This is a genomic window from Arcticibacterium sp. GJ41-1, from assembly GCF_055808875.1.
Map to the genome: position 1 here is coordinate 3,601,409 of NZ_CM147888.1, position 15,255 is coordinate 3,616,663.

At 37.2% G+C, this 15,255-nt stretch carries 13 protein-coding genes; 3 read left to right on the forward strand and 10 right to left on the reverse strand.

The window, feature by feature from the left end:
* Positions 1 to 38: 38 nt before the first annotated feature.
* The 3 genes from AC0L6O_RS14990 to AC0L6O_RS15000 all read right to left on the reverse strand — a co-directional run bounded on the left by AC0L6O_RS14990 (position 39) and on the right by AC0L6O_RS15000 (position 4,217).
* Positions 39 to 2,450 carry a TonB-dependent receptor domain-containing protein gene (locus tag AC0L6O_RS14990; RefSeq protein WP_473303471.1) on the reverse strand — a complete coding sequence of 804 codons (2,412 nt, stop codon included), beginning with the start codon at positions 2,448 to 2,450 and terminating at the stop codon, positions 39 to 41.
* Between the two features lie 19 nt (positions 2,451 to 2,469).
* Positions 2,470 to 3,576, reverse strand: a complete 1,107-nt coding sequence (locus AC0L6O_RS14995) for a hypothetical protein (RefSeq protein WP_473303473.1) — start codon at positions 3,574 to 3,576, stop codon at positions 2,470 to 2,472.
* A gap of 74 nt (positions 3,577 to 3,650) precedes the next feature.
* Positions 3,651 to 4,217, reverse strand: a complete 567-nt coding sequence (locus tag AC0L6O_RS15000; protein WP_473303474.1) for a hypothetical protein — start codon at positions 4,215 to 4,217, stop codon at positions 3,651 to 3,653.
* 260 nt (positions 4,218 to 4,477) lie between these two features.
* On the opposite strand from AC0L6O_RS15000, the gene AC0L6O_RS15005 reads away from it, so the two are divergent.
* Positions 4,478 to 5,851: a cytochrome-c peroxidase gene (locus AC0L6O_RS15005; protein WP_473303475.1), complete on the forward strand. Its 1,374-nt coding sequence runs from the start codon at positions 4,478 to 4,480 to the stop codon at positions 5,849 to 5,851.
* Here the strand turns inward: AC0L6O_RS15005 and AC0L6O_RS15010 are convergent.
* The 5 genes from AC0L6O_RS15010 to AC0L6O_RS15030 form a co-directional block, all read right to left on the reverse strand.
* A complete protein-coding gene (locus AC0L6O_RS15010; protein ID WP_473303476.1) occupies positions 5,840 to 7,243 on the reverse strand; it encodes a chloride channel protein in 1,404 nt (467 codons plus the stop codon). The genes AC0L6O_RS15005 and AC0L6O_RS15010 overlap by 12 nt on opposite strands.
* A gap of 28 nt (positions 7,244 to 7,271) precedes the next feature.
* Complete coding sequence (locus AC0L6O_RS15015; protein ID WP_473303478.1) at positions 7,272 to 10,274, reverse strand: PVC-type heme-binding CxxCH protein; 3,003 nt, start codon at positions 10,272 to 10,274, stop codon at positions 7,272 to 7,274.
* Position 10,275: 1 nt separating this feature from the next.
* Positions 10,276 to 11,313, reverse strand: coding sequence for a C40 family peptidase (locus AC0L6O_RS15020; RefSeq protein WP_473303480.1), 1,038 nt, complete (start codon positions 11,311 to 11,313; stop codon positions 10,276 to 10,278).
* A 77-nt stretch (positions 11,314 to 11,390) separates the two neighbouring features.
* A complete protein-coding gene (gene thiL / locus AC0L6O_RS15025; RefSeq protein WP_473303481.1) occupies positions 11,391 to 12,422 on the reverse strand; it encodes a thiamine-phosphate kinase in 1,032 nt (343 codons plus the stop codon).
* 64 nt (positions 12,423 to 12,486) lie between these two features.
* Positions 12,487 to 12,936: a hypothetical protein gene (locus AC0L6O_RS15030; protein WP_473303482.1), complete on the reverse strand. Its 450-nt coding sequence runs from the start codon at positions 12,934 to 12,936 to the stop codon at positions 12,487 to 12,489.
* 125 nt (positions 12,937 to 13,061) lie between these two features.
* On the opposite strand from AC0L6O_RS15030, the gene AC0L6O_RS15035 reads away from it, so the two are divergent.
* Positions 13,062 to 13,313, forward strand: coding sequence for a cytochrome b5 domain-containing protein (locus AC0L6O_RS15035; RefSeq protein WP_473303483.1), 252 nt, complete (start codon positions 13,062 to 13,064; stop codon positions 13,311 to 13,313).
* Positions 13,314 to 13,326: 13 nt separating this feature from the next.
* The gene (locus AC0L6O_RS15040) at positions 13,327 to 13,587 is read left to right on the forward strand and encodes a hypothetical protein (RefSeq protein WP_473303485.1); all 261 of its coding nucleotides are present in this window, start codon (positions 13,327 to 13,329) and stop codon (positions 13,585 to 13,587) included.
* 6 nt (positions 13,588 to 13,593) lie between these two features.
* Here the strand turns inward: AC0L6O_RS15040 and AC0L6O_RS15045 are convergent, their stop codons facing one another.
* Both AC0L6O_RS15045 and AC0L6O_RS15050 read right to left on the reverse strand, forming a co-directional pair.
* Positions 13,594 to 14,421, reverse strand: coding sequence for a hypothetical protein (locus tag AC0L6O_RS15045; protein ID WP_473303486.1), 828 nt, complete (start codon positions 14,419 to 14,421; stop codon positions 13,594 to 13,596).
* Between the two features lie 4 nt (positions 14,422 to 14,425).
* Positions 14,426 to 15,217 carry an MOSC domain-containing protein gene (locus tag AC0L6O_RS15050; protein WP_473303487.1) on the reverse strand — a complete coding sequence of 264 codons (792 nt, stop codon included), beginning with the start codon at positions 15,215 to 15,217 and terminating at the stop codon, positions 14,426 to 14,428.
* Between the last annotated feature and the right edge of the window lie 38 nt (positions 15,218 to 15,255).

Below are 15,255 nucleotides of genomic sequence, written 5' to 3' on the forward strand. Positions count from 1 at the left end.
TATGCTTATAAAGTATATTTGACAACGATATTATTTCATTAAAACTTTAATTGAAGGCTTAACACAGCACTTCTTCCATCTGATGTCCAAATTCCTGGACCTGGATACCCTGTTGGTCTTTTAGTATAATAGGTAATATTGCCAATGTTACTCAAGCTACCCTTCAATACTAAAAAATCTGTAAGCCCTAAGCTGGTATTAAAATCAAGAATACCATAAGAAGGCACTAATCCTACAGTACCATTATCAACAAACTCCACATTTAATGGGTCAGAATAAAAAGACGAAGTATAGCTATACTGTAAAGTAGCACTCCATTTATTGGTTTTAAATAAGAATCCGTTTCTGCTTATAACCTGAGGTACTCCTGGCAATAAATTCCCATCTACGGAAACATTTTCTGTTCCATTAGTCACTTCACCGTTTAGGTACTTACCCTTCATAAATGAGCTAGCCGTAAATACAGACCACCTAAATTTGGGACTATTATGAATGATAAAATCTAAATAAGATTCTAACCCATAAGTTATGCTGTTGCCAATATTGGTTCTTAGAACAAAAGTATCACCATTAGCATCCACAATAACCTGCTTACCCATTCTGTCTTGATAAAAAAGATTAAACACCGAAACATTATAGACCAGCCTATTGTCAAAGGTCTTACCCTGTAAACCCAACTCCATATTTGAGCCGGAGGCGTCATGCAAGTTTTTATCTGCTAATTCATATGGATTAGCAGGAATTATATCCGCAAAAATAACGGGGCGATAAGCCTGTGACCAACCACCATAAAACCTCAAATTTTCCTTTGGCGTAAAGTTGAAATCTAAGCCCAGTAAAGGAAACTCATGCTTAATATCGGTTGGCACTTCGTTTTCTGGATAATCATCAATTCTTCCACGCATTTTGGTCAATCCTTTTTCAAAACGTAAGCCCGCATTGACAGAAAAATTACTAGTCAAATCTAGCTTCTCTTCTAAAAACATAGCCACATTATCAGTATAGTAATGTATATCTCTTCCAAAACCAGCAGTACCTACCGTATAAACTGCACCTTCATCCACATCACTCCTTCCTTTTTGACGACGGTGTAAGTCGTTTCTTATTAGCCTAACACCTGCATGAAGTTTTGCACTTTTATTAAACAATGAATGCTTATTACTGAAAGACAATTCTGTGGTGTACGAATGATAATTATCAATATCTACCTGACGTGCAGGCATTAACCCTGTGTTAAAGTCAGGTTCGTCTACCACACCTGATACTCCAGTAAACTGAACACTTTTTCTTTCACCTAAAACCGCAGATACCATCAATTTCAAAGATGATTTCTCATCAATGTTGGAAGACAACTCTAAGAAAGGCACAAAAATATCAGGAGAGTAATAGTTTCTATCCCGTGTACTTTGTCTTGAGTTACTAGCATACTGCTCTTCTGTCAATGGTCCAGGAATTCTATACGTGTAAACTGACCTTGCCAAACCACCTGCCAAATTCCAAGTGCTGTTAAAGCGATAGTTCATCTTTATATACTCCGACTCGTAATTTGACTCCGCATTATCTCGGTAGCCGTCAGACACTCTCTTAGAAAAATAAGCATAGTAAGAAAACTTCCCAATGGTTCCTCCCAAAGCATTATAAGTGCTTTTTAAGCCATAAGACCCCACAGAGTTAATACTCTCTACACCTATTTTCTTAGTACTATCAGCACTTTTGGTGACATAATTAAGCATTCCTCCAAACTGTGCTCCATATTGCAAAGAGCCGGTTCCTCTAATCATCTGTATTTTCTCAATAGACTCCATTGGCATACTAAAATGACTAGCCGGATAACCGTACATGTCTGAATTGGTCACCACATTATCTAACCGCACATTATATTCCCAACTTCTATGAGGGTCAAGTCCTCTAGAAGATATGTTAATTTGATTTCCAGAGCCATCCATGTCGTAAACAAAAACACCCGGAATTTTAGCAAAAATTTGACGGGCATTTTTTTGAGAAACGTCTGCATCAACAGCAGCCATCGATATAGTTTCTGTCTTTTTACCACCAATTAAAACATCCGTTTCTTCTTCTTGAATTTGCTCTACGCGAGCAATTCTGGCAGCATTTACCTCTACTTCTTCTAGAGCTTCCGCATTTTTTGACAAGACTATTTGCGACAAAGACAAGTTCCGACTATTTAATACTATCGCCTTCTCTAGATTGGCATAGCCAATAAAAGAAACCTTCAATTTATAAGTACCATAAGCTACATTTCTAAGCTTAAACTTTCCTTCAGCATCTGAAAAAGCCGCTAAATTAGTACCTGCTATACGAACCACTGCTCCTGAAATTGGCTGTGATTGGTCATCTTCTACATTACCTTCAATATTTCCTGTTTGCTGGGCATCTGAAAGCCCTACTCCTAATACTAAAATGAGGAATATGCATAATAAGTATCTCATAACTAATATTTCATATTTATTAATGAGACTTCTCTTTATTACCCAAACCTATGGTCAAACCAAAGTTGATAAGGTAATCTGCAAATGCTGCATCACCAGCTCTTGGTGAGCCTGTCAATCTTTCAGTTTCCAAATCCGTCAAACTCTGTGGCCTATTTCTATAAAAAACTACCGGCACATTTAGCGTAAACATCATTTGGTCTTTCATGTAGGTAACTCCTGGGTCTAAAGAGCCTGCCATTCCTGGCCTTCTAAACCCTAAACTTCCTCCTATCACATCTTTAACAGGTATTCCTTCAAATCGTCCTCCTAAACTCAGGCTTATGCTTGGCTCAAAAAACGAATAGCTTAAACCAGCTGAAAGGGAATATTGGTCTGTAACCGACATGATAGATTCATTTTCAAGGATAGGATTAAGCGTTTCTCTAAATGTTCTAGTTCCATTAGTTTCTTTCGGATTTGACAGATAAAAGCCTGAGCCATAAACACTCAATCTAGTACCCAACTGCTTAAAGCCCTGAAAGCCTAAAGTTATTCCAAAACCACCATCACCTGGCTGAATAGATTGATCTACTGGCCTTACTTCTTCTGCACCATTTAACCCTACGTTATAGAAGGTGCTGGTAGCTTCATAATTTCCTGTTGGCAATTTTACACCAAGATTAATAGACATATTAGCATCATGAGCTGTACTTATATCTTTTAGCCAATAGCCAAAGCCAATTCTAGCATCTGCTAAGCCCTGCGAATAAGAACTATGTCTTTCACTTCTGCCGTGTTCGTATAGGGAACTTCGTTCATTATAAACTATTGGTAAATTGGCCGTTAAAAATGCTCTATTGCCCAGACCATAAGTAAGGTTTAAATCTAAAGAATGGCTGTAGTTGATAACTTCAGAGCCATTTGCCACTCTATCTGGTTCTTCATGCGTTCCTCTAAAGTGCCTAAACGATTTAAAATAGCGATAATTTGCACTTAACAGAGCGTACCCCTTTCCCGTTTGAAGAGAAGAATTAGGGTTACCAGAACAAGTAGAAAAATGTTTAATAGCCACACATCCTTGTGCAAAAACATATATATAGGGAATACACAGCAACAATACTGTTGCAAGTAGTTTTCTTAACATTTTGAATAAAATTTAATGTAAATAATAATGCATCAATAAAGACTTATCGATGACTTAAAGGATAATATTTAACATTAAACTAGCTGAGGAGGCGGGGTGTCAATTCTTAAAGAAACAGAAGAAAACAAGTTTTTATAGCTAAAGTTATGAAAGGCCAATTCTTTAAAAGAGAGATTCAAATATTCAAAATCACTAGAAGAGTTTGACTGGAATTTAAGAAGCATCCAGTTAGAAAGTAGGCTATTTCCATTGGAGTTTTGCTGCTTATCCGTGTCTTGACTGTTATCTACTTTGTCAGATAACATGCTAAATATCTCTCTTGCGTTGGTGTTTTTAATGTATTTGAAATAAAGTGTATCGTTTTCGAAATTTCGCTCTACTAAGGTGTAGAACTCACCATTTCTCTCCAATAAACCATTCCCCTTTTTAGGGCTTTCCCACTCTGACGCATAAGGAAGTGCCATTGCCATTTTAATCTCTAAAATCTCAGGACCTTTAACATCTGATAAGAAAGAAGAGGTTTCTATGCTACCCTCTTGGTGAAGAAGATTTAATAACACAGCAGGAACTAGAAACAGATTGACCATAAAGCATATAGCCAATAATAATGCACCCAGTCGTGTACTTTGTCTCTGTCTCAATGGTTTAAAATAATATTGAAGGTAGGCAATAAATTATATTTCTCAATAATCACTCTTTCAAAAATGATTTATCGGCATTCTCAATACGTATTATCATGCCAAATTTTTAATTTTAAAAAATATAATTTTATAAAGCTACATCTTCTCAAATAACATCGACAGAATGCCTTACAAGGTATAATTCTTATTTTTTCAACATCTTTCAATGCTAAATGGACTGATTTTTGCAGCAAAAGGTTTGGACTACTTAAAATACTAGCATGAATAAAATCTACCTCTACGCACTATTTTTAATTGGTACTATAACCTTGGTATCTTGTAATGACAAAGACGAAATAATCTCTATAGAAGCGAATGAAACAGACATTGTTCTGGAAGATGCTTTATTAGCTAGTTCTGACAATGTTGGTAAAGCTTTTTATAGAATGCCAGATAGTGATGAATTTTCAAAAATCCCTCAAGACCCTAAAAACCCTTTAACAGCAGCCAAAGTTGAGTTAGGTAAATTTCTATTTCATGAAACGGGAATAGCTCAAAACCCAAGCATGAACATTGGTATGAATACATACTCTTGTGCAAGCTGCCATCATGCTAAAGCTGGCTTTCAGGCTTGTATGCCACAAGGGATAGGTGAAGGAGGAACTGGATTTGGCCAAATCGGAGAATCTAGAGTTAAAAACCCCGCTTACCCAGAAAAAAGTATTGATACGCAGCCTATCAGGTCTCCTTCTGCTATGAACTTGGCTTACCAAACACTTGTGCTGTGGAATGGTCAGTTTGGAGGAACCCATCAAAATATTGGAACAGAAGCTTCTTGGACTGAAGACACTCCAAAAGCCACTAACAAGCTGGGTTTTGAAGGTATAGAAACACAAGCCATTGCAGGTAGAGATGTACACAGATTGATGATTGATAAAATTTTCATGAGTAATGTGGGCAACTATCGTCAGATGTATACGGCAGCATATGATGAAAGCAGTTTTAATAATCCAGTGGCACTAAAAGATAATAGTGCCTTGGCTATTGCGGCTTACGAAAGATCTCTTCTTTCTAATCAATCACCTTTTCAGTTATGGCTTCAAGGCGATTATAACGCCATGTTAGAAGAAGAGAAAAAAGGGGCTATCTTATTTTTTGGAAAAGCAAAATGTGCTTCATGTCATAATGGACCATCATTAGCAAATATGGATTTCCATGCTATTGGTATGAAAGATTTGACTAAGGGAAGTTACGGTAATCTACAGGTTTACAATGTAGATGAAACAAACGTAGAGCATAAAGGAAGAGGTGGTTTCACTAACAAACCTGAAGATTTATACAAATTCAAAGTTCCTCAATTATACAACCTTAAAGACTCCCCATTTTATGGCCACGGAGCTTCTTTCACAGAAATAAGAGATGTGATAGAATATAAGAACAAAGCTATTCCAGAGAACAGTAATGTTTCAAGTGGGCAATTAGACCCTGCTTTTGCACCACTAAATCTTACAAGTGAAGAGGTTGACTTATTAACCTTATTTATCAAGAACGGTCTTTACGATCCTAACCTAGAAAGGTATGTACCGTCAAAGCTTCCTTCTGGATTAGGATTCCCGAATAACGATACACAAACCCGCATTGATCTAGGTTTTTGATTTAGTTCTCAAGCCTAGTTCTTTATAAATTTCGGTTTCTTTCTGAGCATAAAAAGAGCGTGTAGAAATCAAATTAGCAGCCACATTCGCTACCATTCCTGCTAATAGGAAATAAAATATAGCTGAATGCCTGTCTGTCATTTCTAGCACCAAAATAGCCGCTGTAAAGGGCGAACGAGTTACTCCTGTAAGAAAACCAATCATGCAGACTAACACCATAAGGTTATGGTTTTCTTGCCCCATGTTAAGGGTGCTTACCAATAAATGACCCAATGCTGCTCCAGAAGACAAACTCGTAGAAAAAATACCACCTGCACCACCTATACTGAAAGAAAGTAAACTACCTATCATTCTGGCGGGAAGTGTAAACCAAGGCAACTCTTCATTAGTAAACAGTATTTCATTAATCAAATGCTTTCCCGTGCCCATTGAAAAGTCACCAGTAAAGAAAACCATGGTGGCAAAAAGCAATGAAATACCCAAAACAAACAAAGCCCTATGGCCGCCTTTTTTGACCTTTGTCCTTAATTTTGAAATCTCTGAGATACCCTTGGTAAAAAGAGAGCCCAAATAACCTGAGATAAATGCAAAACCAGCTACCCAAAAAAGACTTAAAAATGGAAGTTTATTAATTTTAGGGAAACCTAAGAAAAGATAAGAACCAAGAAACAACTGAGCCGTAAGCCCCGATATAATAACCGCCCCAAAAACCGCTGTTCGGAATTTTCCTATATGTGATTTCGTCAGTTCTTCTACTACGTAAACTATTCCTCCAAGCGGTGTATTAAAGGCTGCCGCCAAACCAGAAGCTCCACCAGTAATAATCATCACTTTTTGAGAAACCTTTGGCCATTTCTCTGGAATAAGCCTATAAACAGTTTCAAAAATAGACCCTGAAATTTGAAGCATAGGTCCTTCTCTTCCAATAGCACCTCCTCCTAATAGCAAGGCCAAACTACTCAGCACCTTAATCACTATAATTTTCAGATTAAGAAGCTTATCTACCAATAAACCATTTCTGGTACCTGCTATATTTACCGCAGCCATGAGTTGAGGAATTCCAGACCCTCCTGCGTTTTTTTCATATCGCTGAACCAAGTACCAGCTTAAAAACATGAAAACTGGAGCTATCGCAAATATTAAATAGGGATTGTAATTAAAGATCTTAATACTGGTAGACTCCACTATTTCAAAAGCCTTTTCATACCCAACGGACACTACCCCTACCAACACAGAAGCTATCCAAAATGGGATAGCTTCATAGGGTATTTTCTTCAATAATTTTGCAGGAATCCGCTGAATTAGCTTCAAACCAAAGCGTGAGTCTTTCCAGTCTCGCAGTTTATGCTGCCAGGCTAATTCCCATGGTTTCAAATGGTATTTAGGTCTCAATAAAAAATCACACTTTAATATTCAAAATTTATTTCAAACTCGATAAGTAGCTTACTAAATCCACCAATTGATTTTCATCAAAAGGATATTTAGGCATTAAGGAAACATCCAGCTGCTTTATCGACTTTATATCACTTAAGGCATATCTAGTAGTTTCAGACTGCCCTAATAGTTTAATATTCACATCATCCTCTGTTTTAGAGGTAATGATAGCTTGGAAAGAAGAACCATCTTTCATTACTATCTCTTGCGTTTCATAACCAAAACCCATTCCTTCAGAAGGATTAAGAATAGCGTTATAAAGTCCTTCTTTGGTTAGTTTAGCACCTATTTGGCTCAAACCTGGTCCAAAATCAACACCTTTACCATTAACCAAGTGACATGAAACACAGTATACATCAAACACCTTTTTACCTTCTTCTACTTTACCAGTTTTAGTCAATAAAGCCTTTACATCCACTGCCGCTGCATCATCATCACCAAAAAAATCACTTGCCTTCGCTCTTATATCTTGGTGCCAAGTTCTCATCATGTGCTCTTTTGCTATATCCATGACATCGGCAGGTACCTTATCTTCCTGAATTAACTCCCAAAGACGAGACTCACTATCCCATCCATTCATGGCCTTCATAGCTTCCTGTCTCAAACCTAAGTCCAAGGTTTCGTTCTGAAACATGCTTATCAACAAATCAGTCATTGGTTTAGAATCTACCGCACCAAAACGCTCTGTCGCATTCTTAGCCTTTTCTAAATCCGTATCTAAACAAAGCTTCTTAACCTCATCCATTCCGTAAAACTTAAAGAATGTATTAGCGGCATCCTGAATATTGCTACCTTCTGTATCTGTCCTTAAAATACGTACCAAGCTCTCTTTTTGACCTTTCAGTTCAAATTTATCTACAATGTCAAGGAAGTCTGCATTATCTAGCTGACCCACAAAGTTTGAAACCTCATCCTTTAATTTTGGATATGCTGTTAAGTCATCAATATCTAGCTGTCTAAAAATAACCGACTTCTCTGTTACATCCGACGCCCTAGCAAGCAGGTTTAAAAGAATGCTATTCTTATCACCAGTCTTTTGAAAGTCCATGGCTCTGTAATACTTCCATTTTGACTCCGTAGGTTCTGAAGCTAAAATTTGTCCCAAAAGGTCTAAAGTTCTTGAGCTTCTGCTTCGCCAAACTATATCTTTAGCTGCTTTCGTGTTAATCCATTCTGACCCTACTTCGTCTAAATACTTTGAAAGATAATCATCCCATTGACCTTCGGCTGAAATCCCTAAGGCTTCTAAATACCATCTGTCTTCACCGTCATAAGAGCTTGCTAATTTCACCCAAGTATCGGCTGCTTTAACATCACGAATAGCAATGGCAACTTCTCTCTTAACTTGTGCGGAGGCATCGCCTGCTAGGTCAAAGTAAAGCTCCGAAAAGTCAACTCCTTTTAACTCTCTAGCTGCTCTTACTGCTGCTATTCTTAAATTAGAATCTTCTGATTTGGCTGCATCTAAAACGTATTCTTTACCATTAGGCAATTTGCTTAGAAGCCAAAAAGCTCTTGCTTTCATTCTGGAGTCATTGCTAGCATAAAGAGCCTTTAGAGCAGCTTCTGCATCTTGACCCATTTCGTTTAAATTAGTCCAAGCAATATATCGTGTGGCCACATTTGGGCTTTGTAAAGCTGCTATATTTCCGTCAATAGATTCAAAATCTGGTTTGACAGCTGTATAAGCATGTCCTTTAGGAGCTACTCGGTAAATTCTACCACGGTTTTGGTCTCCTATGGCGTGTCCGCCTACTCCTGGGTCATACCAGTCGGCAATGAATAAAGAGCCATCAGGAGCTACCGTCAAATCAGAAGGTCTGAACCACTTATCTCTATTAGAACCGTCCAAAATGCTTAACATAGTAGCGGAGTAACCTGCACCGTCATCTTTAACAGGATAAGCTCTAACCACATTTGGCCCTGCATCCGTATGAATCATTTGATTTTGATACTTCTCTGGAAGAAGCTTACCTTCATACACTACCATTCCTGTAGGCGAACCAGCGTAAGTTTGAAGTAAATTAGGAACTACACCGGGGTCATTTAAATGCCAGTGTCTTAATGGAATAGAATCTTCCATATTTACTCTTCGTGTTCTCCAGTCTGAGCCAGTATTTTCATCTTTAAAACCGTAGTTTCCATAATCCATCACATAGTTAATTCTTACACCTCTGTTTCCGTCATCGTCATTATCAGACTGCCACATAAGGCCATAAGAGTCTACTGCTACTTCATAATTATTTCTAAAGTTCCAAGCTAAAATTTCTACGTTATCACCATTTAAGTCAGACCTGTAAACCATTCCTTCACGGTATGGCTTGCCATCTGCTCTTATAACTCTTCCTTGCCCATCATAAAGCGGTTTACCTTTTTTAGTCAAAAGTCCTTTCCCAGCGTTTCCATAATTGAAATAGAATTTTCCGTCAGGCCCAAACGTAAAAGCATGCATGCCGTGATCATGGTCTTCGCCACCAATTCCTTCAAAAAGAACTTCCTTTTTATCTGGCACATCATCACCATCTTCGTCTGTGAAAATATACACATAAGGACTTCTTGAAACCACCACTCTGTTTCCAAAAACACCTATTCCTAAAGCAGAGTTAATATCATTACCTTGATAGAAAACAGTAGTTTTATCTGCTTTTCCATCACCGTCGGTATCTTCTAAAATCAAAATTCTGTCGCCTTTCTCCTCTACTCCATTCTTAGGATTCAGCTTACTTCTATAGTTATAGCCTTCGCAAATCCAAACTCTACCCCTGGCATCAATATCCATATTGGTAGGGTTTCTCATCATAGGCTCTGATGCAAAAAGCGTTACTTCTAAATCTTTATCTCCTAAGTCAATTCCTTCTAAAGCATATTCTGGACTTCTTCTTTGCTCTTCTGTCAAAGCGTCGTATTCTGCCTTTGACAATTCTTGATGGCCATTATTACATGACATAAAAAGAGCTGATACAAAGAGAACAGTCAGTATTTTATACATTCTAATAAAAATTTTGAGGGTTAAGATATCTTATGCTTTCACTTTCAATAATTCTTTTGGCAAACAAGAACCTGTTAAGGTTATACGAATCATAATATTCTGATTCTGGGTCAAAACTACCGTAACGTACCATTCCTGAAGAATGAATAAATTTTAGTTCTCCCAAATATATAGCAACGTGGGTCACTTTATTGCCCTTATCTGTCGGCCTACCAAAAAACAACAAATCGCCTTCTTCCAACTTATCAAATCCAGAAGAGGTATCAATAGCATCACCCACCAAAGCCTGCTGTGAAGCATCTCTTGGCAAATAAATTCCATTCATCATAAAGGAGGTTCGGGTAAACCCGCTACAGTCAACTCCTTTCATACTAGTACCACCCCATAAATACGGGATGCCCAAAAACTCCTGACTTGATGCTATAATACCTTTGGGTTTTGCTTCATTGACAAAATCTACTACTGGCTTAAGTTCAATGTTTGAAATATAGGCTATTCTTTCGTCTGGATATTGCACTTTAGTGCTATGAGAGCCCTTTTCTAATTCCCTAAAAATATTACCAAAAGTTAAATCAGACACTTTTAAACCTTTTAAAGAAGAATTTTGATAACTGAAACCATACGTTCCCGTGTAAACTACTTTGTTTGCCTGCGAATCAAAACTATCATCAAAAGCGATAGCCGAATTCTCAATAAAACCGATATAACCATCTGGTGTTTGCACCCTAAACCATGAACCTGATTTCTCTAAAACTCTTAAGGGCGTTCCTAATAAAGCTTGGGTAGAAAGTTCGGAAGATTCGGCTGCCTTTGACCTAATGTTACCTACAGATACATTGATATAAGCTAGGGTGTCTGTCAAATCTTGACTTGGCAAAGCCTCTAAAGCTTCTACCAAATCAAAATCTACTAATAAGTTCTTTACTTTTTGATGTAATTGAGCGTCGTCAATTTGACCTTTTAGAGAATCATTGACTATCTCATATTGAAAAAAGGAGGTTCTCCCATCAGGAGCATATTCCATTTTTAGGGTTTCCAAAGAATTTAGTAAACCCTCATTTTTTGTCGAGTCTCTACATGAAACTGAAAAAAAACAAAATACTGCTATTATTAAAACTATTCCTTGTCTTGAAGGTGATTCCATCCTTGAGCTGTAATCGGTACTTTTTCGCCTGAATTCGTTACTAAAATATTGTTTTTATCCTCCGTTACGAAACCTATCGGCGTAATTTCTGGAATAGCCTTTACTTTGTCATAATCTTCCTGAGAAATAGTCATCAATAACTCATAGTCTTCGCCACCATTCATCACTACCGTAATAGGATTAACATTGAATTCATTGGCGGTGGTTAAGGTTTTGTTTTCAATTGGAATATTATCAACAAACACCGTCATGCCTACACCAGAAGCTTTGCTTATATGTAAAATTTCAGATGCTAAACCATCCGAAACGTCAATCATACTAGTAGGTACAATGCCTTTTTCTTTTAAGTCATGAACTATATCAGTTCTTCCCTCTGGTCTCAGCTGTCTCCCTACTAAATACTCATGGTCATTTAGCTCAGGTTTCATTTCTGGATTTTCTAAAAATACTTGCTTTTCTCTTTCCAATACTTGTAAACCCAAATAAGCAGCTCCTAAATCTCCAGTAACACAAAGCACATCGTTTGCTTTAGCACCCTTTCTATAAGAAATTGCTTCTTTTGACACTTCACCAATAGCGGTAATAGACAGTGCCAAACCAGCCCTGGTAGATGTGGTATCTCCTCCTACTAAGTCTACCTTATAGTTTTCACAAGCAGCGTTTATTCCTTCATATATCTCTTCAATAGCTTCTACCGAAAAGCGATTACTAAGTGATATACTCACCGTTACCTGCTTAGGAATACCATTCATAGCGGCTATGTCTGACATATTCACCGCAATAGCTTTATAGCCCAAATGTTTTAATGGAACATAAGAAAGGTCAAAGTGTACACCCTCCACTAACATATCTGTAGATACTAAAGTATAATGCGTGCCTGAGTCTATCACAGCAGCATCATCACCTATCCCAAAAACAGTAGATGGTTGGTATATTTTAACGTTTGCTTTTAGCCTGTCTATCAAGCCAAACTCTCCTAATTCTCCTAATTCTGTTCTTTTCATCCTAGTATAGAATAAACAAAAAAAGGCAGGCACTAAGCCCACCTTTAATTATAAGTAATATTTTTTATTGCGGTACTAATGTATACTTGTTAGTAGTATTACCTGTTTTAGGATAAGCTCCATTTAAAGTAATTTCCAATTCTGATGCATCATCAGGCAAACTATTAATAGTAAAAACTAAAGTACCTCCAGTTCCTGTAGGCTCAGGAGTCAAACCTGAAATAGTCAGCTTTGTTTCTCCATCTACCGAATAAGTACCTGAATATGTTTGACCATCCACATCTGTAAGACTTGCTTGTGGCGGTGAAGATAAATTTAATCTGTATGAAGAATATGCCGGCTTAACATTGCCAGACCCACCTGCTGAATAAACAACCGCTGAGTTTTCAAGGACAAGTCTTGGTACCCAAACTTTGGCAACTCGTTCTGAAATTGGGTCTACTTTATCTCCACAAGAGACAAAGAAGCTCACCATTATAACTGCTACTGCTAAAAGACCGCTCGTTTTTTTCATTCAATCGTTTATTTTTCGATTATTAAATATATGCGAAATTATTTCTTAATAGTGCAAAGCACAATTTTTTTGCCAATTATTTCAAACTAAATAGATTTAAAGTTGTTGACTACTTTAAATACGACATGTTTTTTCAAATGGATGCTTCAAAGAAATACAAAAAAAGCCAGTTAGCCCTAAGAAATGGACAAGATAAAGAAGAAATTTGGGTAGCTCTTCACGGAATAATTTATGATGTGTCTGAATCTAGATTATGGAAAAACGGAAAACACTATGAGCACTGGGCAGGTCAAGACCTTACTGATGAGCTTGCTGATGCCCCACATACCGATAGTGTTTTTGAAAAATTTAAACAAGTAGGAATTTTAGAGGATTGAGTAATTTTGTGCCATGAAAAAATACTTTGACACTTTTCTACTTTTCGGAAGTTTAGGCCTTTTGGTTATTTGGGTTGACCAATTTATTTATAAAGGTGTAGACATGAAAGACTGTTACTTCTTTCTCATGTTTGCGATAGCTGGATTCTTAACCTATTTATTTAGAAGAGGACAGAAAAAGATGGATGCAGATAAAACAAAAGAGGAAGCTCCTAAAAAAAGTATGGAAGCTAGACTAAAAGCGAACTACGGAAAAAAGAAGAAAAAGAGCTAGTCCAAATCAGAGCAAAAGCAAAACTACAGGGAGTATAAAAACACCGTCGCCCACCCATCGGTAGCGGTCCTGCTCTAAGAAAAACTTTTGTTTGGCTGGCATAAAAGAGAGTATTTGGCTCATTATGGCCAATAGTAAACCCAGTTTATGAATATAGTCCCAGCCATTAGAGAAAAAGGAAATGGCTAAAAACAAGACTATAAAACCCAAGATTCTGATAATTCTTACGGTAGTTTTTTGACCAAAAAAATCAACAGTGTTATCAGACGCTTTCTTTGAAAAGCTTTCAAAATAGGAGAAAACTAGAAGGTTTTGCGAAGCAATAATAAAGAACATAAATGCTAGAAACCAGCCACTCAGGTTAATGGAAGAGTGCTGCACATAGGCTATGCCAATCACAGCTAAACAATAGCAAATGGCTGTAGTAGGTTCTTTTAGCCATTGCATTTTGGTATTTTTCAAAAACTTATTGAGCACAAAAAAGTACATCACTAAAGCTATACTCAAAACACAGCCATAATAGAAAACTGCTCTTGGTATAAAAAAACATAAAACACCTGCAACGATGCTTAAAACCACTAAAAGCACAGAAAGGTTATATTGATGCTCTGCATGAAACTTATGCCGAGTAGAAGGATTTTCTGGATAAACTTTGATATCTAATAATCTATCAAGAATGTAAATTATCCAAGTGGTTAGTCCCAAAAGAATTAAAGAAGGAATATCAGGAATACCGCTCCCGTCTGGAAGTAACCAAAACATGTAAGAGCTCAGCACTGCTCCTAAAACTACATTCAGGCTCAAAAGATTAAAATATTGTAAGATTTTTTTCAAGATTTCACAAAGCGTTTAAATCCATTCCCACCTTTACTATGCCTTCTTTGGCTATCAGAAAGTTTCTTCCAAACAGCACTTTCTTACCTTCTCGCCTATACTGAGCCAATGTTTTTAGAGGTTCTTTATCTCTAGGCGAGCCATCAAGTTTATTGGTTACCATAATGCATCTTGCACAGTTTTTTACACCAATAATTTCAGAATTGCCAATCTGAATTTGACCTAAGTCATCTTCACCAAAAGCTTCTATCCCTTTTATAACAATGTTTGGTCTAAACCTTAACATCTCTACTGGTTCTGTAAGTTTTGAATTTAAGTCTGCTAAACTTTCCTCACTTATCATGAGAATGGGATAACCGTCGGCATTGCTTACTATTTCTTGATTTTGAGCGTATCGCTCATCAATTAGCCTTTTGGAGCTTTCTGGCTGAAACATCAAACGCACTTGCTTATTTAACCTTTCAGAAAACCAATGACTTACTTTTGATGAAACCTCTACGGCATCAAACTCATCGTCCCAAACTTTGATAAGTTCATTATCTCCTTCGGTTTCCTTGGTAGAAAAAATAATGCTTTCTCCGCTCTTATTATCTGAAACAGTTAAAGTTGAACCATTTAAAGAAACTTTGAGATGCACCATTTCAGGCATTTCACGCTGGGTTACATGATAATTTTGCTCATCTACCAGCACCCACCTTCGGTCAAAGGCCAGCCCTCTATTGGTGACATTGCTTTCAGAAAGCTCTATTCCAGGAAGAGATTTTATGGGGTATATATAAAGTGAAGAAACCTGCATGAAGCAAAGTTAAACTTCATTTTACAGAAATTGGCTTT